Below are 26388 nucleotides of genomic sequence, written 5' to 3'. Positions count from 1 at the left end.
CCCGGGTCTTTTTCAGGGCAGGAACTCGCCGTCCTTCAGCTCCAGCACGCGGTCGGCGAGACCGACGAGGCCCTCGTCGTGCGTGGCCACCAGCACGGTGACGCCCTCGCCCCGGACGAGCACCCGGAGCAGCTCCATGATCTGGCGGGCGGTCTGGGAGTCGAGCTGACCGGTCGGCTCGTCGGCCAGCAGCAGGCGGGGCCGGTTGGCCAGGGCCCTGGCGATGGCCACGCGCTGCTGCTGGCCGCCCGACAGCTCGTAGGGCCGCTGCTCGGCCTGGCCTGCCAGCCCGACAAGGGACAGCAGCACGTTGACCCGCGCCTCCCGTTCCTTGGCGGGCACCCGGGCCAGCCGCAGCGGCACGCCCACGTTCTCGGCGGCCGACAGCACCGGGATCAGCCGGAACGACTGGAAGACGAACCCGACGACGTCGCGCCGCAGCCGCAGCAGGCCCTCCTCTGGCAGCTCGGGCACGGCCTGCCCCGCCACCCGCACCTGGCCCTCGTCGGGCCGGTCCAGGCCCCCGACCAGGTTGAGCAGCGTCGTCTTGCCCGCGCCGGAACGCCCGCGGATCGCGACCAGCTCGCCGGGGTTGGCCTCGAAGGAGACCCCTCTGAGGGCGCGCACGCCCGCGGGATAGGTCTTGCGCAGTCCCTCTACGACGACCAGCGGCTCACTCATCGGTCTCCTCATCCACCCCGGAAGGCCACACCCCGATGTGGTCGCGTTCGAGCTCCAGGCGCACCCGGTGTTCCATCGACAGGGCGTTGATGAACTCCCTCGGCAACTGCAGGCGCCCGGCCCGGTCCAGCACCGCGTACTCCTCGGCGACCACCCTCCCGTCGGAGGAGGTGCGGCGGAACGTCTCGCTGGAGGTGCGGCCGTCGCGGATGCCGATCGTCCGGTCGACCTGCTGCGACACCATCGGGTCGTGGGTCACGACGACGGTCGTGACGCCCAGCTCCCGGTTGGCGTGGCGCAGCACGCCGAAGACCGTCTCGGCGCTCTCGCTGTCGAGCTCCCCGGTGGGCTCGTCGGCGAGCACCACCTCGGGCGCGTTGGCCAGCGCCACGGCGACGGCCACCCGCTGCTGCTCGCCGCCGGACATCTCCCCGGGCCGCCGGTCCGCGCGGTCCGCCATTCCCGTCAGCTCCAGCAGCTCGTCCGTACGCGACGACCTGGCCCGCCGCGACGTGCCGCCCGCCAGCCGCATCGGGAGCATGACGTTCTCCCGCGCGGTGAGGTACGGCAGCAGGTTGCGGGAGGTCTGCTGCCAGACGAAGCCCACGACGGAACGCCGGTAGCGGAGGCGGTCGCGGGGGGTCATGGACAGCAGGTCGATCCCGGCGACCCGGGCGAGCCCCGCCGTCGGCACGTCGAGCCCCGACAGGATGTTGAGCAGCGTCGACTTGCCCGACCCGGAGGCTCCGACGACCGCCACCAGCTCGCCCCGGCCGATGAGCAGGTCGAGACCCTGCAGCGCGACCACCTCGACCGCGGCGGGCCCCTCGGTCTTGTAGATCCGCACGAGGTTGTCGCACAGGATGTGGGCGTCCGCGCCGAACACGGGTCCGCCCCGCGTGGCCCGGGCCTCCAGGTCAGCCAGCGTGTCCACGTCTTCCTCCCCAATAGGCGCCCGCGAGGGCGACGGCGGCGACCCCGGCGGCCAGAGCACCCGCGACAACGCCGGGCAGCGCGGGCAGGAGCGCGCCGCCCGACAGCGCGCCCTGGCACCCGCCCGCGTACGCCGACAGGTCGATTCCGATCAGCGCGGGCATGGCGAGCCCGGCCGCCAGCCCGGCGACGGCGGTCAGGACGAGCAGCGGGGCCGCCTCCAGGACGGTGACCAGCCCGGCCTGCCTGCGCGTGAGGCCGAGGGCGCGCAGCAGCCCGAGGTCCTCCGCGCGCCGGGCCGCGCCCCCGGTCAGGGCGATCGCGACGGCCGCCAGCGCGTACGCGGCCAGCGCCGCGGCGGCGACCCGCAGCGCGGCGGTCAGCGCCGCCGTCAGCGGCGCCCCGGTGATCTCGGCGAGCGCGCCCGCCACGGTGGTCATGTTCGCGCCGGACGGGAGCAGCGGCCTGACCGCTTCGGGGTCTCCCGCGATCAGCAGCGTGTTGACCTGTGCGGGAGCGCCGGGCAGCACGATGAGGGCGCCGTCGCCGGCCGCCACCCCGGGCATCGCGTCGACGGTCCCCGCCGGGGTGACCGTCGTCCGCGCGGGCCAGCCGACGTCGAAGCTCCCCGCGGCCGACAGGTCGCGCGAGACCAGCGCGCCGCTGCCCGGCGGCGGCAGGCGGAGCGGGCTGCCCGCGACCAGCCGGTGGTAGGCGCCGAGATCGACGGCGACGACCGTGGCCGGCCGCCCGCCGAAGCCCACCTCGGCGACCGTCGTGCCGACCGCGGCGGGGACGACGGCCCTGACGCCGGGCGCGTGGGCGATCTGCTCCAGCGTCTCCGGCGCGATGCCCTCCGCGCGCTCCACCCTGATCTCCGCGCCGGTCCGCTCCCAGGCCGCCTGCCGCTGGGCCTCCTCCAGCCCTCCGGCGGTGACCATGCCGTACGCCGCGAGGGCGACGGCCGGCAGCAGCGTGAGCACCGGCAGCGCGGCGCTCGGCACGGCCCGGGCGGCGGCGAGCCCGAGGAACGGCACGGCGCCGCTGCGCCGGGCGGCGGCCCGGAAGGCGAGGTGGATCAGGGCCGGGCCGGCCCGCAGCACCACCAGCGCGGCGGCCAGCGCCAGCAGCACCGGCCCGGGCGCGAGGAACGCGTCGCCCGTGCCGAGACCGCCAGTGCCGAGACCGCCCGTGCCGAGCCCGCGAGTGCGCAGAAGGTGCACGCTCGCCACCGCGAGCGCGAGCACCAGGAGCTCCAGCACGATGCGGCGCAGCGCGTTCCCCGACCGCCGGCCGCCGGACCGGACCAGCGCGGCGGCGCAGGCGATCGCGATGGTCCCCGCCGCCAGCGCGGCAGGTCCCAGCCGCGCGACCGCCGTCGGGGCGCCCGGCACGAAGCCCGCGGCCGCCTGGCCCGCCGCGGCCGCCGGCACCGCCACGAGCGCGACCGCTCCGCCGCAGGTCAGCATGGTCCGGGCGAGGGACGCGCCGCGGGCGCGCATCAGCAGCAGGTCGCCGCGCACCCGCCCGGCGAACAGCAGCACGGCCAGGGCCGTGGTGCCGAGGCACACGACGGCCAGCCCGCTCAGGAACACCGTGATGAGCGCCCGCGTGAGGGCCAGCCGTTGCAGGTACTCCGCCAGGATGCGGTCGAGCCCGGTCGACAGGGTGACTTCGAGGTCCTGCCTGCCCAGGCGGCGGCCGAACTCCGCCGTGTCGGCGAGCACGGCCGCCGCGTTGCCCGCGCCGATGCGCTCCTGCGCCGGGGTGACGAGCCATCGGAAGAGGATGGGCAGCTCGGCGCCCGCGAGGCTGTCGCCGTCGGCGAGCGCGGTGACGATCAGGTCGTCGTCCATGGCGAGCGGCACGCGGTGGTGGATGACGTAGGTGAGCTCCGGCTCCAGCGCCCAGAACCGGTCGGCGGGACGCACCGGCTCGAACAGCCCGGTGACCTTCACGGTCAGGTCGCCGAGGCGGAGCGTGTCGCCCGTTCTGATCGACATCTCCGTGGCGGCGACCGCGGGGACGGCCACCTCGACGCGGGTGCCGGAGCCGCGGCCAGGTGGGCCGCCCTTGACGTACCGCACATGCCGGCCCGCCCCTGAGACCCATTTCAGCGTCATATACCGATGCGCCCGGTCGTCGATCAGGATCGGCGACGAGGTGGCGAAGTCGTAGAGCCGGCCGGGATCGGCGACCTCCCGCAGCGCCGTTGGGAGCAGGGCGCGCCAGGCGGTGTCCGCCTTGGCCACCTGCTTCGTCGTCCGCATCCCCCTCGGGTCGAACGGCCGGCGGGTGAACTGGACCGCCAGCGAGGCCGTCCCGGGCGGGGCGGAGCCGACGGCCGACCTGGCCGCCGCGTCGAGGGACGACTCGACCATGCGGGGCAGGGCCGAGACGACCAGGGCGGCGCCGAAGACCAGCGCGGCCAGCAGCGCGGCCACACCCTTGTGCACTCCCAGAAGCCCGTGCACTCCCGGCAGGCGGATCATGACGCCTCCCCCGCACGCAGCACGGCGGCCGGCTCACGGCGGTGCAGCGACCGCGCGAGCCCCGCCACGATCGCGAGGAGCACCGCGAGGATCGCGACGGCGAGCGCCGCCACCTGTGGCCACGGCACGTGGAGCGACACCGGCAGCCCGCCCGCGGTCGCGTATCCGGCTGACACCATCGGCGGCACCACCGCGGCGGAGACGGCCACGGCGAGCGCCACCCCACCGGCCAGCGACAGCCCGATCACGAACGACTGCTCGGCCGCGAGCAGGCCGAGCGTCTGCCGGAAACTCACGCCGAGCGCGCCGAGCACGGCGAACTCCCCCCTGCGCTCGCGCGCCGAGACCGCCGTGTTGACCAGGAATCCCAGCACGGCGAACGCCAGCGCCGCCGCGAAGCCGAGCAGCAGCGCGCCCTGCAGACCGGCCGCCGTGGGGTCGTCCCGGTAACCGGCGGTGAGGGCGGCCGCGTCCACGATGTCCCTGCCGCGTCCCGAGGCGGCCAGGGCATCCCGAGTGGAACCGTCGGCGGCCAGCCACCACTCCGTCACCTGCCCCTCGGCGCCCTTCCCCCGGAACGCCGTGAGGTCGGCGAGCAGGGCCGGGGTGCCCTCGGGCGTGCCGGGCATCGCCGTGACGACGCCCACGACCCGGACGGGGATCGCCGCCGTGCCCGCGGTGATCCTGGTGGTGTCCGCCAGCCCGGGGGTCACCACGACCGGGAGCGGTCGCCCGGCGGACCCGGTGATCCGGGAGGCCAGCGTGGCCGGCGGCAGTTGCGACAGGTCGGGGCGCAGCAGCAGCACCCGGCCCAGATCCGCCGCGTCGGCGGCGATCAGCGTGGCGTCCGCGCCGTCGGCGACGACCGTGGCGCGGTGCGCGGGCACGGCCGCCGCGACCCCCGGCAGCCTGGTGAAGGTCCGGGCGTCGTCGCCGGGCAGGGCCGGGACGCGCAGCGAGGATCCGGCGACGTGCCTGGCCCGGTCCTCCTGGGCGGAGCGCCAGGTCGCGGCCGTGGTCAGGGACAGCACGCCGATCGCCGTCGCCATCGTCAGCAGCAGCGCCGGGCCCGAATAGCGGGCCGGGCGCCGGCTCACCTGCCGGGCGGCCACGGCCGGGCCGAACCCGGGGCGTCGCCGCGTCGCCCGCTCGGCGATCTTCGCGACGGCGGGCACCAGCCGCAGGGCGGCCATCCCGCCGCAGAGCAGGGCGAGCGCCGGCCCGGCCCCGACGAGCGGGTCGAGCCCGAGCTCGCCGCCGAGGCGCGTCGTCTCCGCCGCGTCCTGGCCGCGCAGGCGCCAGATGGCGAGGGCCGCCAGGACGAGCAGTGCCACGTCGGCCCCGGCCCGCTGCACCAGGCCGGGCCGGTCGGCGCGCCCGCGCGCCGCCTGCTCCTCGACGTACGTGCGGCGGGCGGCGAGCAGGGGCGGCGCCGCCAGCATGGCGGCGCAGGCGAGCGCGACCACCGCCGCCACGGCGAACGTGCTGCCGTCGGGCGCGCGGGGCGGCTCCACGCCGGTGGCCTCGATCCAGGGGAAGGCGCTCAGCAGCCGCAGGAGGACGGGTGCGAGGAACGGCGCCGCGGGCGCGCAGGGCAGCGCGATCAGCAGCGCCTCCCCCGCCGCCATGGCGGCGAGCCGCGGCGACCCGCCGCCCCTCGATCGCAGCAGGGCCGTCTCCATCCGGCGGTGTTCGGCGAGCAGCCGCGCGGTCAGCGCCAGCGCGTACGCGGCCAGCACGAGCAGCTGGAGCACCGGCACCAGCATGGTCGAGCGGGCGACCAGCGCGCCGTGGTCGAGCCGCAGCAGTGTGCCGGACAGCGTCTCGGTGACCGTGCACCGGGGGCAGCCGGACCGTACGTCGGCGGAGATCCCGGCGACCGACGCCGAGAACGGCCGCAGTCGCTCGGGCGGGAGCCGGCGCAGGTCGGGCTCGGCGAGCCAGCGGGCCGAGGCGCCGGCCGCGAACCGGTCGAGGAAGACGCCGGTCGGCACGACCATGGGGCCTCGGGAAGTGAAGTCGGCGGTCTGCGTGCCGTGGCGCAGCAGGTCCTCTCCCGTCCAGCGCGGGTCGTCGGGGTCGCGCAGCCGGAAGACGCCGGAGACGCGCACGCGGGCCGGCTTGCCGTCCAGGCGTCCGACGACGGTGAACGTGTCGCCGGTGGAGACCCTCATCGCCCGCGCGGCCGGCTCCGAGAGCGCGACGGCCGTATCGCCTGCCGTCCCCGCTGTCGTTCCCCGTGCCGTCCCCGCGGTCCCTTTCCGCGTGGGCCATCGGCCGCTCACCAGGTCGGCCTGGCCGTCCAGTCCCTCGTACGTGGCGAACCGGGTCAGGACGGGCTGACCGCCTTTATCTCGTCCCCTCAGCGCGTAGGAGGCGGACTCGACGCGCGCGGTGACCCGTACGGGCACCTCGCCATGGGCGTGGGCGATGCCCGCGCGGACGGCCTGGTCGACCTTCGCGAAGTCCCCGGACGTGACCGAGGAGGTGACGACGGTGGCGGTGGCGGCGAGCGGCGCCATGTCCAGGGCCCTCCGCACGCCCGCCTGGCTCGCCGACCCCGCGTGCAGCAGCAGCGCCGCGATCGCCGTGGTGGCGAGCAGGATGGAGCCGAACGCGGCCGCCAGCAGCAGCGGCTCGGCCAGCGCACGTCGGATCACCAACGGCAGCCGCCCCAGCACTGCCCTCCCCCGTTTCACCCGGGCATCATGGCAAAGCCGATCCGGGCACACCACACCGGCCCGACATACGTAGCGATTCCGATATATCCGACAGACCGTACTTGCGGGACATCCGGCACGAAGGTGTAAGTTGACCCCGCAAGCGACGGACGCGGAGGAAGCCGGTGTGAATCCGGCGCGGTCCCGCCACTGTCACCGGGGAGCGAACCTCACCCACGCCACTGCCCAGCACGGGCGGGAAGGCTGAGGGGAGCGCTGATCCGGGAGCCAGGATACTCCGGCCGTCGGACCTTCTACCGGGGGCGCGGATACCCCCAGGGGGGACATGCCATGGCCCGGACAGGCCTGCGCAGACGCGCCTCACTGCCGGTTTCGCGCTCCACCTGCTGACGTGGCCGGCGGCGGCCTGCTCGTGGCGGGCACGACCTCCGACGCGGGAAAGAGCGTGCTGGTGGCCGGCCTGTGCCGGTGGCTGGCCCGGCGCGGCGTACGGGTCGCGCCGTTCAAGGCGCAGAACATGGCGCTCAACTCGATGGTCACCGCCGACGGCGGCGAGATCGGGCGGGCCCAGGCGATGCAGGCCGTGGCGGCCCGGGTCGAGCCCGAGGCCGCGATGAACCCGGTGCTGATCAAACCCGCGGGCGATCGGCACTCCCACGTGGTCGTGCTCGGCCGCGCGCACGCCGACGTGGACGCCATGTCCTACCGCGACCACAAGATGCGCCTGCTCGACGTCGCCCTCGACGCGCTCGACGGCCTGCGCCGCCGCTACGACGTCGTGATCTGCGAGGGCGCGGGCAGCCCCGCCGAGGTCAACCTGCGCGACCGCGACATCGCCAACATGGGCCTGGCCCGCGCCGCCGGCCTGCCGGCGCTCGTCGTCGGCGACATCGACAGGGGTGGCGTGCTCGCGCACTTCGCCGGCACCCTCGCCGTGCTCGACCGGCACGACCAGCGGCACATCGCGGGCTTCGTGGTCAACAAGTTCCGCGGCGACCTCGCGCTGCTGCGGCCGGGGCTCGACTGGCTCACGGAGGCGACCGGCCGGCCGTGCCTCGGCGTGCTGCCGTGGCGCTCGGGCCTGTGGCTCGACGTGGAGGACTCCCTCGACCTCGACAGCCGTCCCGGCCTGCTCACCCCGCCGGTGGGACGTGACGTGCTGCGCGTGGCCCTCGTGCGGCTGCCGCGCATGTCCAACGTCACCGACGCCGACGCGCTCGCCGCCGAGCCGGGGGTGAGCGTCCGCCTCGTCACCACCCCCGCCGAGCTCGCCGACGCCGACCTCGTCGTGCTGCCCGGCACCCGCGCCACCGTCGGCGACCTCGCCTGGCTGCGCGAGCGCGGCCTGGACGAGGCGCTGCGCCGCCGCGCCGCCGAGGGCCGCCCGGTGCTCGGGATCTGCGGCGGCTACCAGATGCTCGGCACGGTCATCGACGACGAGGTCGAGAGCCGGGCCGGCCGGGTGCCCGGCCTCGGGCTGCTGCCTGCCCGGACGGCGTACGCGCCGGGCAAGGTGCTCACGCTCGCGGAGGGCGAGTGGCGGGGTCACGTGGTCGCGGGCTACCAGATCCACCACGGCCGGGTGACCTTCGACGGCGGCGAGCCGTTCCTCGACGGCTGCCGGGCCGGGCAGGTGTGGGGCACGACCTGGCACGGCCTGTTCGAGCGCGACGGATTCCGCCGGGCCTTCCTCGCCGAGGTCGCCGCCGTCACCGGCCGGGCCTGGCTGCCCGGGACCGGAACGTTCGCCGCGCACCGGGAGGCCCGCCTCGACGCCCTGGGCGACCTCGTGGAGGAGCACCTCGACACCGAGGCCGTGTGGCGGCTCATCGAGCGCGGCGTGCCCACCGGCCTGCCCATCGCCGAGCTCACGCTGCGGGAGGACCGTCCATGACGACAGCGCCGAGGATGCTGCTGCTGTCCACCGCCGACACCGAGCTGCTCGCCGCGACCCGGAGCGGGGCCGGCTGGCGGGTCGCCAACCCCGCGCGTACGGCCGCGGAGGACGTGCCCGCCCTGGTGGACGGCGTGGGCGCCGTCGTCGTCCGGCTGCTCGGCGGCAGGCGCTCCTGGCCCGAGGGACTCGACGCCGTGCTCGCGGCCGGGCTGCCCACCGTGGTCCTGGGCGGCGAGCAGGCCCCGGACGCCGCGCTGATGGCCCTGTCCACCGTGCCGTCCGGGGTCGCCGCGCAGGCGCTCGCCTATCTGGCCGAGGGCGGCCCGGACAACCTCGCGGAGCTGCGCCGCTTCCTGTCCGACACGCTCCTGCTGACCGGCGAGGGCTTCGCGCCGCCCCGGCCCACGCCCGAGTCCGGCGTACGGCCCGGCCGCGCCCGCCGGGAGGGCCGCCCGCTGGTCGGCGTGGTCTACTACCGGGCGCACGAGCTGTCGGGCAACACGGCGTTCGTCGACGCGCTGTGCGACGCCGTCGAAGCGGCGGGCGCCGACGTGCTGCCGGTCTTCTGCGGATCGCTCCGGGGCGCGGGTGACGACCTGCTCGACCTGCTGCGGCCCGTGGACGCGCTGGTCGTCACCGTGCTGGCCGCGGGCGGGGCGGTCGCCGCCGCCGCGAGCGCCGGGGGCGACGAGGACGCCTGGGACGCGGGGGCGCTGGCCGCCCTCGACGTGCCGGTGCTGCAGGCGCTGTGCCTGACCACGCCCCGCGCGGTGTGGGCGGACTCCGACGCCGGGCTGTCCCCGATGGACGCCGCGATGCAGGTGGCGGTGCCCGAGTTCGACGGGCGCCTGATCACCGTGCCGTTCTCGTTCAAGGAGGACGGGCCCGACGGCGTGCCGGTCTACGTCGCCGACGCCGAGCGGTGCGCCCGGGTGGCCGCGCTCGCGGTCGCGCACGCCCGGCTGCGCCACGTGCCGAACGCGGACAAGCGCCTGGCGATCGTGCTGTCGTCCTATCCCACGCGGCACTCCCGGGTCGGCAACGCCGTCGGGCTCGACACCCCGGCCTCCGCCGTCGTGCTGCTGCGCGCCCTGCGCGACGCCGGATATGACGTGGGCGACGCGCCCGACGACGGCGACGCGCTGATCCACGCCCTGATCGCGGCCGGCGGCCACGACGTGGAGTGGCTCACCGAGGAGCAGATCGAGGCCGCCCCCGCCCGCGTGCCGCTGCACGCCTACCGGGAGTGGTTCGCGGCGCTGCCCGGCGACCTGCGCGACGCGGTGACCGCCCACTGGGGGCCGCCGCCGGGCTCCCTCTATGTGGACGGCACCGACATCGTGCTCGCGGCGCTGCGGTTCGGCAACGTCCTGCTCGCGATCCAGCCGCCCCGGGGATTCGGCGAGAACCCGGTCGCCATCTATCACGACCCCGACCTGCCGCCCAGCCACCACTACCTCGCGGCGTACTGGTGGCTGGCCCGCGAGTTCGGCGCGCACGCGGTCGTCCACCTCGGCAAGCACGGCACGCTGGAGTGGCTTCCGGGCAAGGGGCTCGGGCTGGCGGCGTCGTGCGCGCCCGACGCCGCGCTCGGCGCGCTGCCGCTGGTCTACCCGTTCATCGTCAACGACCCCGGCGAGGGCACCCAGGCCAAGCGGCGGGCCCACGCCACCGTGGTCGACCACCTGATCCCGCCGATGGCGCGGGCCGACTCCTACGGCGACCTCGCCCGGCTGGAGCAGCTGCTGGACGAGCACGCCACCGTGGCCGCGCTCGACCCGGCCAAGCTGCCGGCCGTACGGGCACGGATCTGGACGCTGATCCAGGCCGCCCAGCTCCACCACGACCTGCACGTGGACGAGCGGCCGCAGGACACGGAGTTCGACGACTTCCTGCTGCACGTCGACGGCTACCTGTGCGAGATCAAGGACGCGCAGATCCGCGACGGCCTGCACGTGCTGGGCCAGGTCCACACCGGGGAGGCCCGGGTCGACCTGGTGCTCGCCGTGCTGCGCGCCCGCCAGGTCTGGGCCGGCGCCGCCGGGGCGCTGCCCGGCCTGCGCGAGGCCCTCGGCCTGCCGGGAGACGCCGCCTCGGCCGAGGTGGACGCGTTCGAGGCCGAGGCGCGGCGGCTGGTCCAGGCCATGGAGGACCACGGCTGGGACCCCGCGGCGGCCGGCGTGGTCACGGACTTACCAGAGGTCGCCCGGGTGCTGCGCTTCGCCGCGACCGAGGTCGTGCCCCGGCTCGACCGGACGACGGACGAGGTGGCGCATGTGCTGCACGCGCTCGACGGCGGATATGTGCCCGCCGGTCCTTCCGGGTCGCCCACGCGCGGGCTGGTCGGCGTGCTGCCGACCGGCCGCAACTTCTACTCCGTGGATCCCAAGGCCATCCCGTCGCGGCTGGCCTGGGAGACCGGCTCGGCGCTCGCGGCCTCGCTGGTCGAGCGCTACCACGCCGACACCGGCGAACATCCGCGCACGGTCGGGCTCACGGTCTGGGGCACCAGCGCGATGCGCACCCAGGGCGACGACATCGCCGAGATCATGGCCCTGCTCGGCGTGCGCCCGGAGTGGGACGACGCCTCCCGCCGGGTCACCGGCTTCTCCGTCATGCCCGCCGAGGAGCTGGGCCGCCCCCGCGTGGACGTGATCGTGCGGATCAGCGGATTCTTCCGCGACGCGTTCCCGCACGTCGTGGCGCTGCTCGACGAGGCCGTCCGCACGGTCGCCGCGCTGGACGAGCCCGCCGAGGTCAACCCGCTGCGCGCGCACGTCCACGCCGACCTCGCCCGGCACGGCGATGAGCGCCGCGCCACCAGCCGCGTCTTCGGTTCCAAACCCGGCGCGTACGGCGCGGGCCTGCTGCCGCTCATCGACGCCCGCAACTGGCGCGACGACGCCGACCTCGCCGAGGTGTACGCGGTGTGGGGCGGCTACGCGTACGGCGAGGGCCTCGACGGGCGGGAGGCCCGCGCGGACATGGAGGCGGCGTTCCGGCGCATCGACGTGGCGGCCAAGAACCAGGACAACCGCGAGCACGACATCGCCGACTCCGACGACTACTTCCAGTACCACGGCGGGATGGTCGCCATGGTCCGCCACCTGACCGGCCGGTCCCCGGCGGCGTACGTGGGCGACTCCCACGTCCCCGACGCGGTGCGCACCCGGACGCTGGGCGAGGAGACGCGGCGGGTGTTCCGGTCGCGGGTGGTCAACCCGCGCTGGATCGCGGCGATGCGGCGGCACGGCTACAAGGGCGCGTTCGAGATGGCGGCCACGGTGGACTACCTGTTCGGGTTCGACGCCACGGCCGGGGTGGTGGACGACTGGATGTACGAGTCGCTCGCCTCCTCCTACGTCTTCGACCCGCAGGTGCGGGAGTTCATGCGGGCGTCCAACCCCTGGGCGCTGCGCGGCATCACCGAACGGCTGCTGGAGGCGGCCGACCGCGGCCTGTGGGCCGAGCCGTCGCCGGAGACCCTCGACGGGCTGCGGGCGACGTACCTGGAGATGGAAGGCGACCTGGAGGCGGGCAAGTGACCGTGGGATACCCGTTCAGCGCGGTCGTCGGGCACGACGACCTCAAGCTGGCGCTGCTGCTCAACGCGGTGTCGCCCGCGATCGGCGGCGTGCTCGTGCGGGGCGAGAAGGGCACGGCGAAGTCGACCGTGGTGCGGTCGCTCGCGGCCCTGCTGCCGCGGGTGGCGGTGGTCGCGGGCTGCCGGTTCTCCTGCGACCCCGCCGCGCCCGACCCGTCGTGCCCGGACGGCCCGCACGCGAACGGCCTGTCCCCGCACCCGCGCCCGGCCCGGCTGGTGGAACTGCCGGTGGGCGCGTCGGAGGACCGCGTGGCCGGGTCGCTCGACCTGGAGCGGGCGCTGACCGAGGGCGTCAAGGCGTACGAGCCGGGCCTGCTCGCGGCGGCCCACCGGGGCGTGCTCTACGTGGACGAGGTCAACCTGCTCCACGACCACCTGGTCGACCTGCTGCTCGACGCGGCGGCGATGGGCGTGGCCCACGTGGAGCGCGAGGGCGTGTCGGTCCGCCACGCGGCCCGCTTCCTGCTGGTCGGCACGATGAACCCGGAGGAGGGCGAGCTGCGCCCGCAGCTCCTCGACCGGTTCGGCCTGGCCGTCGAGGTTCGCGCGTCCCGCGACCCGGCGGAGCGGGCCGAGGTGGTGCGCCGCCGCCTCGCCTTCGAGGCCGACCCGGCCGGCTTCGCGCGCGCGTACGCCGGTGGGGAGCACGATCTCGCCCTGCGGATCGCGGCGGCGCGCGACCGGCTGCCCGCCCTGGCGCTTCCCGACGACGCGCTGCGGAAGATCACGGCGGTGTGCGCGGCCTTCGACGTCGAGGGGATGCGCGCCGACCTCGTGATGGCGCGTACGGCCGTCGCCCTGGCCGCATGGGAGGGCAGGGATGAGGTCACCTCCGACGACGTACGGACGGCCGCCCGGCTGGCGCTCCCCCACCGGCGCCGCCGTGACCCGTTCGACGACCCGTTCGACGACACGTTCGACGACCCGTTCGACGACACGGGCGGCCAAGGACTAGACGAGGAGCGGCTGGAACAGGCACTGACCGACGCGGATGACACGCCGGATAAGGGGCCTGATGGCGGGCCGGACGACGGCGGGCCCTCGGGCGGCGGGGGCGGGGAGCAGGCGCCCGTGAGCCAGGCCCCCGTGAACCCTGGGACCCCGTACCGGACCCGGCTCCTCGCGCCGGAGGCGACCGGCCGGGGCGGGCCCGCCGGACGGCGCGGGCGCACGACCGGCGAGTCCGGCCGCGCCGCCGGCGCCCGCACCCCGGGCGGACGGCTGCGCCGGCTCGACCTGGCGGCGACGCTGGCCGCCGCCGCGCCGCACCAGCACAGGCGCGGCCGGGCCGGTTCCGGCCTGGTGCTGCGCCGCGAGGACCTGCGGGAATCCCTGCGCGAGGGGCGCGAGTCGAACCTCGTGCTGTTCTGCGTGGACGCGAGCGGGTCGATGGCCGCGCGGGCGCGGATGCGCGCGGTGAAGGGCGCCGTGCTGTCCCTGCTGCTCGACGCCTACCAGCGCCGCGACAAGGTCGGACTGGTGACCTTCCGGGGCGCGGAGGCGATGGTCGCGCTGCCGCCGACCTCCAGCGTCGATCTGGCCTCCGGCCGGCTGGCCCGGCTCGCCACCGGCGGGCGCACTCCGCTGGCCGCCGGGCTGCTCCGGGCCGAACGGGTGCTGGCCGCCGAGCGGCTGCGCGATCCCCGCCGCCGTCCGCTGCTCGTGGTCGTCACCGACGGGCGGCACACCGCGGGCCCCGACCCGGTCGCCGCGGCCCGGCGGCTCACGGGGATTTCCAGCGTCGTCGTCGACTGCGAGCACGGCCCCGTACGGCTCGGCCTGGCCGGGCGGCTCGCCGCCGCGCTCGGCGGGACCGCGATCCGGCTGGAGGAGCTGGCGGCCGATCATCTGGCCGCGGTGGTGCGTGACGTCAGGAGGGTGGCGTAGATGCCGCAGGGCAGACCGGCCGGCGTGCCGGACGACGGGCTGACCACGCGCGAGCGGCGCAACCGCCCGCTGGTCATCGTGCACACCGGGGAGATGAAGGGGAAGTCGACGGCCGCCTTCGGCCTGGCGCTGCGCGCCTGGAACCAGGGCTGGCCCGTCGGGGTGTTCCAGTTCGTCAAGAGCGCCAAGTGGCGGGTCGGCGAGGAGGCCGCGCTGCGCGCCCTCGGCCGCCTGCACGAGCAGACCGGCGAGGGCGGCCCGGTGACCTGGCACAAGATGGGCGAGGGCTGGTCGTGGATCCAGCGGCCCGGCACCGAGGCCGGCCACGCCGCCGACGCCCGCGAGGGGTGGGCGCAGATCAGGCGCGACCTCGCCGCCGAGACCTACGGCCTGTACGTCCTGGACGAGTTCACCTATCCGATGAAGTGGGGCTGGATCGACGTGGACGACGTCGTCGCGACCCTGCGCGCCCGGCCCGGCCGCCAGCACGTGGTGATCACCGGCAGGGACGCCGATCCCCGCCTGGTCGAGGCCGCCGACCTCGTGGTGGAGATGACCAAGATCAAGCACCCGATGGACGCGGGGCAGAAGGGCCAGAGGGGCATCGAATGGTGACGCGCGCATGGTGACGATCCCCCGGCTCGTCGTCGCCGCCCCCGCCTCGGGCGCGGGCAAGACCACCGTGGCGACCGGGCTGATGGCGGCGCTGACCACGCGCGGCCTGGCCGTCTCGCCGCACAAGGCGGGCCCCGACTACATCGACCCCGGCTATCACGCGCTCGCCACCGGCCGCCCCGGCCGCAACCTCGACGCGTACCTCGCCGGGGAGGACCTGATCGCCCCGCTGTTCGCGCACGGCGCGCGCGGCGCGGACGTGGCGATCGTCGAGGGCGTGATGGGCCTCTTCGACGGGCGTGCCGCCACGTCCGAGGCGTCGACCGCGCACGTCGCCCGCCTGCTCGACGCGCCCGTGCTGCTCGTGGTGGACGCGTCGTCCCAGGCGGCGTCCGTCGCGGCCCTCGTGCACGGCTTCGCCACCTTCGACCGGTCCGTACGGATCGCCGGGGTTGTGCTGAACCGGGTGGGCTCGGCCCGCCACGAGGAGATCCTCCGCGAGGCGCTGCGGCCCCTGGGCGTCCCGGTGGCCGGGGCCCTGCCGCGTGAGGCGGCCGTGCACGTGCCGTCGCGGCACCTCGGCCTGGTGCCCGCCGCCGAACGCGACGCGCAGGCACGGCAGGCCGTCGCCGCCCTCGGGGCCCTGGTCGAACGGCACTGCGACCTCGATCTCGTGCTGCGCCTGGCCTCGGCGGCGTCGCCGCTCGCGGTCACGCCGTGGTCGGCCGCCGACGCGGTGGGAACCCCGGTGCCCGGCCGTCCCGTGGTCGCGGTGGCCGCCGGTGCCGCGTTCACGTTCTCCTACGCCGAGACTGCCGAACTGCTGGCCGCCGCCGGTGCCGAGGTGGCGTACGTCGATCCGCTGCGCGACGAGGCGCTGCCGCCCGGCACCCGGGCCCTGGTGATCGGCGGCGGATTCCCCGAGGTCCACGCCGCCGACCTGGCCGCCAACACGCCGCTGCGGGAGCAGGTCGCCCGGCTGGCGGCCCGCGGCGCGCCCATCGTGGCCGAGTGCGCGGGCCTGCTCTACCTGGCCGCCTCGCTCGACGGCGCGCCGATGTGCGGCGTGCTGCCCACGCGGGCGCGGATGACCGGCCGGCTGACGCTCGGCTACCGCGAGGCCGTACGGCCCGACGGCACGGTCGTGCGCGCCCACGAGTTCCACCGCACGGCCTGCTCCCCGCCCGCCGGGGACTCCCCGGCGTACGTGCTGCCGAAGCGGGAGGGGTTCGTCCGGGGCGGCGTACACGCCTCCTATCTCCACCCCCACTGGGCGGGCACGCCCCGCCTGGCCCCCGAGCTCGTACGGGCCGCCGGGACCGCCGCATGAGGCCCGTGCTGACCGGGGTGGGCGTCGGCCCGGGCGACCCCGACCTGGTGACGGTGAAGGCCGTGCGCGTGCTGCGTGAGGCCGACGTCGTGGTGGTGCCGGTCGCCGACACCGGCGAGGAGGGCCGCGCCGAGCGGATCGTCCGCGCCCACACCGGGCGGGACGTGCTGCGGCTGGAGTTCGCCCTCAGCGATCCACCGGGGAGCGGCCCGCGCCGTGCCGCCGCCTGGGACGCGGCGGGGGCGGCCGTCGCCGCCACGTACGACACCGGCGCGCGGACGGTCGCGTTCGCGACGATCGGCGACCCCAACGTCTACAGCACCTTCACCTACCTGGCCGAGACCGTGCGCGGGCTCGTGCCGGAGGTGGAGGTCCGCACGGTCCCCGGCATCACCGCCATGCAGGCGCTCGCCGCGAGCAGCGGCACCGTCCTGGTCGAGGGCCGTGAGTCGCTCGCGCTGATGCCGCTGACGGCGGGGCTCGACGCCCTGCGCGGGGCGCTCGACGCCCACGACACCGTCGTCGCCTACAAGGGAGGACGCATGCTGCCCCAGGTCCTGGCCGCCGTCCGCGACTCCGGCCGCATCGGCGGCGCGGTGTACGGCGCGTCGCTCGGGCTGCCGGAGGAGGACGTGCGGCCCGCCGCCGGGCTCGATCCGGACGAGGCCGGGCCCTACCTGTCCGCGCTGCTGGTGACCCGGAAGCGCACGGGCCGGGGAGGCCGGCTGTGACCGGGCCTGTTCCGAGGGGCAGGGTGACCTTCGTCGGGGCGGGGCCGGGCGCGCCCGACCTGCTCACGCTGCGCGGCGCGGCGGCCATCGCCGAGGCCGACGTCGTGATCTGGGCCTCCAGCCTGGTCCATCCCGGCGTGATCGAGCACGCCCGCGACGGCACCCGGGTGGTCGACTCCGCCGCCGTGCCCCTGGAGGAGGCCGTCGCCCTGTATGAGGAGGCGGCCCGCGACGGGCTGCGCGTGGCCCGCGTGCACTCCGGCGACCCCGCCCTGTGGGGGGCGGTCCAGGAGCAGCTCGACCGGTGCGCCGCGCTCGGGCTGGAGACCGAGATCGTGCCGGGGGTGTCCAGCTTCACCGCCGTCGCCGCCGCCGTACGGCGGGAGCTGACCGTGCCGGAGGTCGCGCAGTCGGTCGTGCTCACCCGGCTGGAGGGCGGCAAGACGCCCATGCCCGAGGGCGAGACCGTGCGGGAGTTCGCCGCGCACGGCACGACGATGGCGCTGTTCCTGTCGGCGGCCCGCGCGGGCCGGTTGCAGGAGGAGCTGCTGGCGGGCGGCTACCCGCCCGAGACGGCGTGCGTGGTCGGCTACCGGGTCACGTGGGAGGACGAGCTGGTGCTGCGCTGCCGCCTGGACGAGCTGGCGGCGACCATGCGCGCCCACCGGCTGTGGAAGCACACACTGGTGCTGGTCGGGCCCGCGCTGGAGGCCCACGGCACGCGCTCGCACCTCTATCACCCCGGTCACTTCCACGGCCACCGCCGGTCCGACCCTGCCGCCCGCCGAGCATTGCGGGGATCATGATGAGCGAGACCCCAGAACTGCGCGAGCCCGACCTGCCGCGCACGATGCGGGTGCGCAAGCGGGCGCTGCGCACCGGATGGACGACCGGCACCTGCGGGGCCGCCGCCGCCAAGGCCGCCAGCATCGCGCTCGCGCACGGCGACACCCCGTCCACGGTGGACACGCCGCTGCCGGGCGGCGGCCGGGTGACGCTGCCCGTCGACTCGTACGACGTGGCGGACGCGAAGGCCACGGCCGTCGTCGTCAAGGACGCGGGGGACGACCCCGACGTGACCCACGGCGCGCACCTGACCGCGACGGTGTCGTGGCGGCCCGAGGCCGGCATCGAACTGGACGGCGGCGTCGGCGTGGGCGTGGTCACCCGGCCCGGCCTCGGCCTGGAGGTCGGCGGCCCGGCCATCAACCCGGTGCCCCGGGCACAGATCACCCAGGCCGTCGGCGAGGTCGTCGACCTGGGCCGGCGCGGCGTCCGCGTGATCATCAGCGTGCCCGAGGGCGAGCGGATGGCCCGCAAGACCACCAACGCCAGGCTCGGCATCATCGGCGGCATCTCGATCCTCGGCACGACCGGGATCGTGCGGCCGTTCTCCACCGAGTCGTGGCGTTCCTCGGTCGTGCAGGCCATCGACGTGATGGCGGCGCAGGGTGAGCGCACGCTCGTGCTGTCCACGGGCGGGCGCACCGACCGCGCCGCGATGCGGCTGCGGCCCGACCTGCCGCCCGTGTGCTTCGTCGAGGTCGGCGACTTCACCGGGGCCGCGCTGCGCCGGGCCGTCGACGCGGGGCTCACCGACGTGCTGTTCGTCGGCATGGCCGGCAAGCTGACCAAGCTCGCGGCCGGGGTGCTGATGACCCACTACACCCGGTCGAAGATCGACAAGGACCTGCTGGCCCGGGTGACCCGCGAGGCCGGCGGCGGCGAGTCCCTGGCCGGGCGGGTCGGCGAGGCCAACACCGCCCGGCACGCGTACGAGCTGTGGGAGGCCGCCGGGCTGCTCGAACCCGCCGGGCGGGTGTTGTGCGCCCGGGTCAAGGACGTGCTTGAGCGGTTCTGCGACGGCGCGCTCACCGCCTCGGTGATCATGGTCGATCCGGACGGGAACGCGCCGGTCGCCTCCAGCGCGGAGGCACCCGGGTGGTGACGCGGATGGTGACGCGGATGGTGACGCGGGTGGTGACCGTCATCGGCGTCGACGGACGGCCGCTCGCCTCCTGGGCGGCCGCGCGGCTGGCCGAGGCGACGCTGGTCGCCGGCGCCGCCCGCCACCTGGACGCGCTGCCCATCCCCCGGCAGGCGGAGCGCGTCGTGCTGGGGAACGTCACGGCGGGCGTGCGGGCCCTCGCGGGCCACGACGGCCCGGCCGTCGTGCTCGCCTCGGGCGACCCCGGGTTCTTCGGCCTCGTCCGCCTGCTGCGCGAGCACGGCCTGGACGTCGAGGTCGCGCCCGCCGTCTCCTCGGTCGCGGCGGCCTTCGGCCTGGCCGGGCTGAACTGGGACGACGCCGTCGTGGTGAGCGCGCACGGGCGCGACCCCCGCCGGGCGGTCAACGCCTGCCGGGCGCTGGCGAAGGTCGCCGTGCTCACCGCCCCCGGCGCGGGTCCCGCCGAGATCGGCGCGGCGCTGCGCGGCTGGCCGCGCCGTCTCCTGGTCGCCGAACGCCTCGGGGCCGCCGATCAGCGGGTCACCCCGTGCACGCCCGAGGAGGCCGCCGGGAGGGAGTGGGCCGGCCCCAGCGTGGTGCTGTGCCTGGCGGACGGCCCGTCTCCGCGTGGCTGGGCCGCGCCGCCGAACCCGGCTCCGGAACGGTGGGGCCTGCCCGAGGAGCGCTTCGAGCACCGCGACGGCATGATCACCAAGGCGGAGGTGCGGGCGCTGGCCCTCGCGCATCTCGGTCCCCGCGTGGGCGACCTGGTGTGGGATCTCGGCTGCGGCAGTGGTTCCGTGGCCGTCGAGGCGGCCCGTTTCGGCGCCGCCGTCGTCGCCGTCGACCGCGATCCCGCCCAGTGCGACCGCACCCGCCGCAACGCCGCCGCGTACGGCGTCGAGGTGCGGGTGGTGCACGGCGCGGCCCCCGGCTGCCTGGCCGGGCTCCCCGCCCCGGACGCCGTGTTCGTGGGCGGCGGCGGGCCGGGCGTGGTGAGCCACGTGGCGGCCCTCGGCGCGCGGGCCGTGGTCGTCGCGCTCGCCGCCGTCGACCGGCTGCCCGCCGTACGCGACGCGCTGGCCACGGCGTCGTACGAGGTCGGGGGCGTGTCGCTGGCGGCGAGCAGGTTCGGCGCGCTGCCGGACGGCGCGACCAGGCTCGTGGCCGCCAATCCCGTCTTTCTCGTGTGGGGGCATCGATGACGGTCATCGGACTGGTCACCGCGACCAAGGCGGGCCGGGCCGCCGCCGCGCTGCTGGAGCGGGCGTGGCCGCACACTCGGTCATATCCGGTGGCCGACCTGGCGCGGGCCTGGCGCGAATGCGACCGCATCGTGTGCTTCCTCGCGACCGGCGCCACCGTACGGCTGATCGCCCCGCTGCTGGGCGGCAAGCACGAGGACCCCGGGGTGGTCTGCGTGGACGAGGCGCGCCGCTTCGCCGTGGCCCTGATCGGGGGTCATGGCGACGGTCATAGTGGGGGTTCCAACCGGCTCGCGCACGAGGTCGCCGACGTGCTCGGCGCGACTCCCGTCGTCACCACCGCGACCGACGCCACCGGGACGGGCGCGCTCGACACGCTCGGCCTGCCGGTCGAGGGCGACGTGGCGGCCGTGACCCGTGCGCTCCTCGATGGTGAGGGCGTGACGCTCACCGCCGACGCCACCTGGCCGCTGCCGCCCCTGCCCGTCGTCGCGGCGGAGACGCCGCGTCCGCCGTGTGTCGTGGTCACCGACCGGCTCGTGGAACCGCCCCGCCCGGCCGTCGTCGTCCGGCCGCCGAGCCTCGTCGTCGGCGTCGGCGCGAGCCGGGGCGTCGCCGCCGAGGAGGTCCTCGCGCTCATCCGTGAGGCGCTCGCCGATGCCGGGCTGTCGCCCCGCTCGGTCGTCCGCCTGGCCACCGCCGACGTGAAGGCGGACGAGGCCGGGATCGTCGAGGCCGCCCGCACGCTCGGCGTGCCGCTCGTCACCCACCCCGCCGAGCGGCTCGCCCGGGTCGAGGTGCCGCACCCCAGCGAGGTCGTCCGCCGGGCGGTCGGCACCCCCAGCGTGGCGGAGGCCGCCGCGCTCGCCGGCGGCGGCGAGCTCGTGGTGCCCAAGCGCAGGTCGGCGATGGCGACCGCGGCCGTCGCACGGCTGCGGCCCCGCGGCAGGCTCGCGATCGTCGGCCTCGGCCCCGGCGCCCGCGACCTGATGACCCCGCGCGCCGTCGCCGAAGTGCGCCGCTGTGGCTACCTCGTCGGCCTCGACCAGTACGTCGACCAGATCCGCGACCTGCTGCGCCCCGGCACGCGTGTCATCGCGTCGGGCCTCGGCGCGGAGGAGGAACGCGCCCGCACCGCCGTACGGCTGGCCCGCGAGGGGCACGCGGTCGCGCTCGTCGGCAGCGGCGATGCGGGCGTCTACGCGATGGCCGCGCCGGCACTCGAATTCGCCGACGACACCTTCGATGTGGTGAGTGTGCCGGGGGTGACGGCCATGCTCGCCGCCGGCGCGCTGCTCGGCGCGCCGCTCGGCCACGACCACTGCGCGATCAGCCTGTCCGACCTGCACACCCCATGGGAGGCGATCGAACGACGTGTGCGGGCGGCGGCCGACGCCGACCTCGTCGTGGCCTTCTACAACCCCCGCTCGCGCGGGCGCGACCGGCAGCTTCCCCGGGCGCTGGAGATCCTCGCCGAACGGCGCGGGCCCGGCACCCCGGCGGGAGTGGTGACCGACGCGACCCGCCCCGGGGAGAGCGTCACGCTGACCACGCTCGGCCGGCTCGACGTGTCCGCCGTGACCATGCGCAGTCTCGTGATCGTCGGCGCCACGTCCAGCAGGGTCGTGGCGGGCCGCTTCGTGACGCCGAGGGGGTACGCGTGGCAGCCCTCGCCTACCTAGTAACCGAGGCGTGCGCCGGATGCGGCGCCTGCCTGCTCACCTGTCCCGAGCACGCGATCCGTCCCAGTGGCCGGCCCGGTGATCGGCCCGACAGCCGGCCCGGCGCTTCGCTCGTCGTGCTCGACAGCCGGTGCACCCGCTGCGGCGAGTGCGCCGAGGTATGCCCCGTCGACGCCGTACTGGAGGTGCGGGCGTGAGTGTCGAAACCCACAGTGTCGAAACCCACAGTGTCGAATCCCACGGGGCCTGGACGCCCCGCGAACGGGCCAGGATCGGCGGCATCGTCGCCGTCGTCGCCGCCCTGCACATCGCGGGCTGGGCGCTCTACCTCTACTACGCGAACGGCCTGGCCGGGGCCGGGGCGTTCGCGGGCGCCGGGACGCTCGCCTACAGCCTCGGCGTCCGCCACGCCTTCGACGCCGACCACATCGCCGCCATCGACGACACGACCCGGCTCATGATGCAGCGGGGCCGCCGTCCCGTCGGCGTCGGCTTCTTCTTCGCCCTGGGCCACTCGACCGTCGTCCTGGTGCTCGCCATGATCGTCGCGGCCGCCGCGGGAGCGGCGGCGGCCGGGGACGGCGTCGAGGAGTTCCGGCACGTCGGCGGCCTGGTGTCCCAGGTGGTCGCCATGTCGTTCCTGCTGCTCGTCGCCGTCCTCAACGCTCTCGTCCTCGCCGGGGTGATCGGCCTGTGGCGCCGGATGACACGCGGCACGCTCGACCGGAACGAGCTGGAGGTGCTGCTGCTCAACCGCGGCCTGCTCAACCGGATGCTCGGCCGCCGGGCGCGCGGGCTGATCCGGTCGTCGTGGCACATGTATCCCGTCGGCATCCTGTTCGGGCTCGGCCTGGAGACCGCCAGCGAGGTCACGTTGCTCGCGCTGTCGGCAGGCACGGCGGCGCAGGGCGGGCTGCCCGCCCTCGCGGTGCTGACCCTGCCCCTGCTGTTCGCGGCCGGGATGACCGCCTGCGACACCGCCGACAGTCTGCTGATGTCGCGCGCCTACTCCTGGGCGCACCGCAGCCCCGCCCGGCGGCTCTACTACAACGCGGCGACGACCGGGATGACCGTCGTCGTGGCCGCCTTCATCGCGAGCGTCTACCTCGCCGGGCTGCTGACCGAGGCAGCCGGGACCGGTGGGCTCGGGGGACTCCGCGGACCTCTCGCGGCGTACGCGTCGCTCGCCGAGCACTTCGAGATGCTCGGCTACGTCATCGTCGCCGCATTCGCCGTCGTCTGGGCGGGCGCCGCCATCGTGTGGCGGCTGTCCGGGCTCGGCCGGAGGTACGCCGAATGAGGATCGTGCACCCCATCGAGGCGAGGTCGTACGAGATCCTGCGCTCCCGGGCCGACACCTCCGGGCTGCCGCCGCTGACCCGCGCCGTGACCGAGCGGGTCATCCACGCGAGCGCCGACCTCGGCTACCTGGCCGACCTCGTCGTCTCCGCCGAGGAGGACCTGCGGCGGGCCGCGGACGCCCTGCGCGCCGGCGCCCCCGTGGTCACCGACGTCGAGATGGTCGCGGCCGGGATCACCGCCGTCGCCCCCGTCTGCCACGTACGCCGGGCCGTCGCGCGGGACGGCCTGACCCGCAGCGCCGCCGCCGTCCACCTGGCGTACGACGAGGTGGGCCCGGGGGCGGTGTGGGCCGTGGGCAACGCTCCCACCGCGCTGGAGGAGATCCTGCGCCTCGGCGTCCGCCCCGCGCTCGTCGTCGGCCTGCCCGTCGGGTTCGTCGGCGCGGCCGAGAGCAAGGCCGCCCTGCGCGCGTCGGGACTGCCCGCGGTCAGCAACCGCGGCGAGAAGGGCGGTTCGGCGGTCGCCGCCGCCGCCGTCAACGCACTTCTGTACGCCTCAGAAGATCGGGAGGATCCACTATGACCGGCTCGCCGGCGCTGCTCCTCGTCGGCCACGGCACGCGGGACCCGGCCGGAGTCCGCGGCTTCCACCTGCTGGTCGAGGAGGTGGCCGCCCTGTCCCCCGTCCCGGTCGCCGGCGGGTTCATCGAACTGTCCTACCCGCCGCTGCGTGAGGCGGTCGCGACGCTGACCAGGGCCGGGCACACGAGGCTCGGCGTGGTTCCGCTCGTGCTGGTCGCGGCCGGGCACGCCAAGGGCGACGTGCCCGCCGCGCTGCGCCGGGAGGCGCTCCGCCACCCCGGCCTCGGCTACGCGTACGGCAGGCCGCTCGGGCCGCACCCCACCCTGCTCCAGTTGCTCGACGAGCGGCTCGACGCGGTGCTCGACCCGTCCGAGCGCCCGGAGACCACCGTCGTGCTCGTCGGCCGCGGCTCCTCCGACCCCGACGCGAACGCCGAACACGTCAAGGTGGCCCGGCTGCTGTGGGAGGGACGCGGCCTGGCCGGAGTCGAGCCCGCGTTCATCAGCCTCGCCGATCCCGGCGTGCCGGCCGCGCTCGAACGGGCCCGGCTGCTCGGCGCCCGCCGGATCGTCGTCCTGCCCTACTTCCTGTTCAGCGGCGTGCTCCCGGACCGTACGGCCGAGCAGGCACGGGAGTGGGCCGCGGCGCACCCCGAGGTCGAGGTGCGCTGCGCCGACGTGATCGGGCCCGCGCCCGCGCTGGCCGGCCTCGTGCTGGAGCGCTACCACGAGGCGCTGCGCGGCGACATCCGGATGAACTGCGACACCTGTCTCTACCGGGTGCCGTTGCCGGGCCACGAGCACCGGGTGGGCGCCGCCCAGCACCCGCACCACCATCCCGATGACCCGGCGCACGTGCACGCCTAGGAGAGGCTGCTAGGAGAGGTTGCGCAGGAGGGTGGTGAGGGTCGTGCCGAGCGGGGCGTCGAGGGTCATCAGCGCCTCCCCGTCGCCCCGGGTCGGCCCCTGGTTGATGATCGCGACGGGAATCGAACGGGCGGCGGCGCGCCGGACGAACCGGTAACCCGACATGACGGTCAGCGAGGATCCCAGGACGAGCAGCAGACCGGCCCGCTCGGTCAGCGCGTAGCACTCCTCGACCCGTGACGGCGGCACGTTCTCGCCGAAGAACACCACGTCGGGCTTGAGCACGCCGCCGCAGCCCCCGCAGTCCACGGTGCGGAACGTCTCGATCTCGTCCGCGTCCAGGACGGCGTCGCCGTCCGGGTTGATCATCTCCGAGCTGGCCTGCCAGCCGGGGTTGGCGGCCCGCAGGCGCCGGTCGAGCGCCTCCCGCGAGCTGCGCTGGCCGCAGCCCAGGCAGCGCACCCGGTGCAGGCTGCCGTGCAGTTCGACGACCTCGCGCGCGCCCGCCGCCTGGTGCAGGCCGTCGACGTTCTGCGTGATGACCCCCGCGACCAGGCCGCGACGCTGCAGCTCGGCGACCGCCCGGTGCCCGGCGTTGGGCGCGGCGTCCACGATGTGACGCCACCCCAGGTGGCTGCGTGCCCAATAACGCCTGCGGGCGGGGGCGCTGCTCACGAACGTCTGGTAGGTCATCGGCTCGGCCCTGCGCCTGCGCCCGGTCTCACCGCGGTAGTCCGGGATCCCCGACTCGGTCGACAGACCGGCCCCGCTGAGGATCACCACCTCGCCGTCTGCCACGAGATCGGTCAACATGCCCCACCGCTCGGCAATCCCCGCGTCGCTTACCACAGTCACGCATCCATGGTGCCCCAACCTGCGCACAGGTCAGCCCCGCCCCTCCCCCAGCCGTACGTCGAAGATGACCTCGACCTCGTCGCGCAGCTTGAGCGCTCCGAAAAACGCGGTGTAGGGGCGGATGCCCCACTGGGACTGCACGATGGTCGCCCGGCCGCGTGCCCGTCCCTCCTCGATCGCGCCGTCCACCGTGACCGGCCGCGTGACGCCTGCGATCGTCAGGTCACCCTCGATGTGGAACGCGTCGGGATCCCCCTCGACGCGGGTCGACCGGAACGTGACCAGAGGGTGTCGATCCGCCTTGAGGACCTTCTCGCGCATGTTCTTCTCGATCTCGACACGGTCGGAGTCGGTGAGCGGCTTGACCCCGCCCGTACCCTCCCGGACCCGCATCGAGGCCACCTCGGCCTCCAGCGTCACCCGGCAGCCCGCCGGGTCGTCCGGCGTCACCACGGCCTCGCCCCGCCACCGGGTCACCTCGATCGTCAGATCGTGCCCGGCCTTGGCGCCCAGCCCGGCGCGCCCGGTGAGGACCAGGAGCCGGCCGGACCTCGGCCCCAACGCGTACGTGCCCGCCTCGACGTCCATTTCGTGGGCATTCCCACGGAACGGGCCGGGGATGTCGGTGCCGGATGACATGGTGGGCATCCGATCCCCCAGAAGGAGATGGATCATGAGCGAACCCATGTCGTTCACGCTGCGGCCCGTCGGAGTCGTACGCTCCACGCTTACCGATCGCACCGAAGCTCCCCGGCAGGGGCGTGAGGGCGCGCCGGACGCCTGGCTGGAGATCGATCCCGCAGTCGGGGAGGCCCTCGACGGGGTGACAACGGGCGACGAGGTGCTCGTCCTCACCTGGTTCCACCAGGCCGACCGCGAAACCCTGCGGGTCCACCCGCGCGGGGAGACGAGCAACCCGCTGGCCGGCGTGTTCGCCACCCGCTCCCCCGACCGCCCCAACCCCATCGGCCTGCACCGGGTCACGGTCCTGGAGACCGACCCCGCACGGGGCCTGCGCGTGCATCCCCTGGAGGCCATCGACGGCACACCTGTGATCGACATCAAGCCCGTGCTCGACGCGACCGAGCGGTGACACC

Annotated in this window: 21 protein-coding genes and 1 riboswitch; of the genes, 15 read left to right on the top strand and 6 right to left on the bottom strand. The window is 75.6% G+C overall.

Going from position 1 to position 26388, the window contains the following annotated elements; all coding sequences use genetic code 11:
* Positions 1 to 12: 12 nt before the first annotated feature.
* From HCK04_RS18030 to HCK04_RS18015, 4 genes are read right to left on the bottom strand one after another with little or no spacing between them, the layout of a single operon-like run.
* On the bottom strand, positions 13 to 681 hold the full coding sequence (locus HCK04_RS18030) for an ABC transporter ATP-binding protein (protein ID WP_240971535.1): 669 nt from the start codon (positions 679 to 681) through the stop codon (positions 13 to 15).
* Positions 674 to 1615, bottom strand: a complete 942-nt coding sequence (locus HCK04_RS18025) for an ABC transporter ATP-binding protein (RefSeq protein ID WP_221889932.1) — start codon at positions 1613 to 1615, stop codon at positions 674 to 676. Before HCK04_RS18025 ends, HCK04_RS18030 begins: the two co-directional genes overlap by 8 nt.
* Entirely contained in the window at positions 1599 to 4106 is a 2508-nt protein-coding gene (locus tag HCK04_RS18020) for an FtsX-like permease family protein (protein WP_142648500.1), read from the bottom strand. Before HCK04_RS18020 ends, HCK04_RS18025 begins: the two co-directional genes overlap by 17 nt.
* Positions 4103 to 6805 (bottom strand): FtsX-like permease family protein, encoded by a 2703-nt coding sequence (locus HCK04_RS18015; RefSeq protein WP_142648499.1) that lies wholly within the window; start codon positions 6803 to 6805, stop codon positions 4103 to 4105. Before HCK04_RS18015 ends, HCK04_RS18020 begins: the two co-directional genes overlap by 4 nt.
* A gap of 136 nt (positions 6806 to 6941) precedes the next feature.
* Positions 6942 to 7065: riboswitch (cobalamin riboswitch) on the top strand.
* 113 nt (positions 7066 to 7178) lie between these two features.
* Here HCK04_RS18015 and HCK04_RS18010 point away from each other — a divergent pair.
* Genes HCK04_RS18010 through HCK04_RS17945 form a run of 14 tightly spaced genes read left to right on the top strand, consistent with a single transcriptional unit; the run spans position 7179 to position 24436 of the window.
* Complete coding sequence (locus tag HCK04_RS18010) at positions 7179 to 8681, top strand: cobyric acid synthase (RefSeq protein WP_260617316.1); 1503 nt, start codon at positions 7179 to 7181, stop codon at positions 8679 to 8681.
* On the top strand, positions 8678 to 12229 hold the full coding sequence (gene cobN, locus HCK04_RS18005) for a cobaltochelatase subunit CobN (RefSeq protein WP_185948985.1): 3552 nt from the start codon (positions 8678 to 8680) through the stop codon (positions 12227 to 12229). The genes HCK04_RS18010 and cobN overlap by 4 nt, the downstream gene beginning before the upstream one ends.
* Positions 12226 to 14175: a putative cobaltochelatase gene (locus tag HCK04_RS18000; RefSeq protein ID WP_142648497.1), complete on the top strand. Its 1950-nt coding sequence runs from the start codon at positions 12226 to 12228 to the stop codon at positions 14173 to 14175. Before cobN ends, HCK04_RS18000 begins: the two co-directional genes overlap by 4 nt.
* Complete coding sequence (gene cobO / locus HCK04_RS17995; RefSeq protein WP_142648496.1) at positions 14176 to 14790, top strand: cob(I)yrinic acid a,c-diamide adenosyltransferase; 615 nt, start codon at positions 14176 to 14178, stop codon at positions 14788 to 14790. It abuts the gene before it with no gap.
* Positions 14791 to 14797: 7 nt separating this feature from the next.
* The gene (locus HCK04_RS17990; RefSeq protein WP_142648495.1) at positions 14798 to 16120 is read left to right on the top strand and encodes a cobyrinate a,c-diamide synthase; all 1323 of its coding nucleotides are present in this window, start codon (positions 14798 to 14800) and stop codon (positions 16118 to 16120) included.
* The gene (gene cobI, locus HCK04_RS17985) at positions 16117 to 16851 is read left to right on the top strand and encodes a precorrin-2 C(20)-methyltransferase (RefSeq protein ID WP_142648494.1); all 735 of its coding nucleotides are present in this window, start codon (positions 16117 to 16119) and stop codon (positions 16849 to 16851) included. The genes HCK04_RS17990 and cobI overlap by 4 nt, the downstream gene beginning before the upstream one ends.
* The gene (cobM, locus tag HCK04_RS17980; protein ID WP_142648493.1) at positions 16848 to 17657 is read left to right on the top strand and encodes a precorrin-4 C(11)-methyltransferase; all 810 of its coding nucleotides are present in this window, start codon (positions 16848 to 16850) and stop codon (positions 17655 to 17657) included. The genes cobI and cobM overlap by 4 nt, the downstream gene beginning before the upstream one ends.
* Complete coding sequence (locus tag HCK04_RS17975) at positions 17654 to 18799, top strand: cobalt-precorrin-5B (C(1))-methyltransferase (protein WP_142648492.1); 1146 nt, start codon at positions 17654 to 17656, stop codon at positions 18797 to 18799. Before cobM ends, HCK04_RS17975 begins: the two co-directional genes overlap by 4 nt.
* A gap of 5 nt (positions 18800 to 18804) precedes the next feature.
* Complete coding sequence (gene cbiE / locus HCK04_RS17970; RefSeq protein ID WP_142648491.1) at positions 18805 to 20004, top strand: precorrin-6y C5,15-methyltransferase (decarboxylating) subunit CbiE; 1200 nt, start codon at positions 18805 to 18807, stop codon at positions 20002 to 20004.
* The gene (gene cobJ / locus HCK04_RS42485; RefSeq protein WP_142648490.1) at positions 20001 to 21686 is read left to right on the top strand and encodes a precorrin-3B C(17)-methyltransferase; all 1686 of its coding nucleotides are present in this window, start codon (positions 20001 to 20003) and stop codon (positions 21684 to 21686) included. Before cbiE ends, cobJ begins: the two co-directional genes overlap by 4 nt.
* On the top strand, positions 21665 to 21883 hold the full coding sequence (locus tag HCK04_RS42480) for a 4Fe-4S binding protein (protein WP_142648489.1): 219 nt from the start codon (positions 21665 to 21667) through the stop codon (positions 21881 to 21883). Before cobJ ends, HCK04_RS42480 begins: the two co-directional genes overlap by 22 nt.
* Entirely contained in the window at positions 21880 to 22986 is a 1107-nt protein-coding gene (locus HCK04_RS17955) for a HoxN/HupN/NixA family nickel/cobalt transporter (protein ID WP_205830397.1), read from the top strand. Before HCK04_RS42480 ends, HCK04_RS17955 begins: the two co-directional genes overlap by 4 nt.
* On the top strand, positions 22983 to 23570 hold the full coding sequence (locus HCK04_RS17950) for a precorrin-8X methylmutase (RefSeq protein ID WP_142648487.1): 588 nt from the start codon (positions 22983 to 22985) through the stop codon (positions 23568 to 23570). Before HCK04_RS17955 ends, HCK04_RS17950 begins: the two co-directional genes overlap by 4 nt.
* The gene (locus HCK04_RS17945) at positions 23567 to 24436 is read left to right on the top strand and encodes a sirohydrochlorin chelatase (RefSeq protein ID WP_142648486.1); all 870 of its coding nucleotides are present in this window, start codon (positions 23567 to 23569) and stop codon (positions 24434 to 24436) included. The genes HCK04_RS17950 and HCK04_RS17945 overlap by 4 nt, the downstream gene beginning before the upstream one ends.
* Before the next feature lie 9 nt (positions 24437 to 24445).
* On the opposite strand, the gene HCK04_RS17940 is transcribed toward HCK04_RS17945, so the two are convergent.
* Both HCK04_RS17940 and HCK04_RS17935 read right to left on the bottom strand, forming a co-directional pair.
* A complete protein-coding gene (locus HCK04_RS17940) occupies positions 24446 to 25291 on the bottom strand; it encodes an NAD-dependent protein deacetylase (RefSeq protein WP_260617315.1) in 846 nt (281 codons plus the stop codon).
* A 30-nt stretch (positions 25292 to 25321) separates the two neighbouring features.
* Entirely contained in the window at positions 25322 to 25930 is a 609-nt protein-coding gene (locus HCK04_RS17935) for a YceI family protein (protein WP_240971534.1), read from the bottom strand.
* A 34-nt stretch (positions 25931 to 25964) separates the two neighbouring features.
* On the opposite strand from HCK04_RS17935, the gene tsaA reads away from it, so the two are divergent.
* Complete coding sequence (gene tsaA, locus HCK04_RS17930; RefSeq protein WP_240971533.1) at positions 25965 to 26384, top strand: tRNA (N6-threonylcarbamoyladenosine(37)-N6)-methyltransferase TrmO; 420 nt, start codon at positions 25965 to 25967, stop codon at positions 26382 to 26384.
* Positions 26385 to 26388: the final 4 nt, after the last annotated feature.

Origin of the sequence: Microbispora sp. CL1-1 (assembly GCF_012034195.1) — a bacterium.
Classification (GTDB): domain Bacteria; phylum Actinomycetota; class Actinomycetes; order Streptosporangiales; family Streptosporangiaceae; genus Microbispora.
Note: the sequence above shows the minus strand (reverse complement) of the source record. Positions and strands in the feature narration are given on the sequence as shown.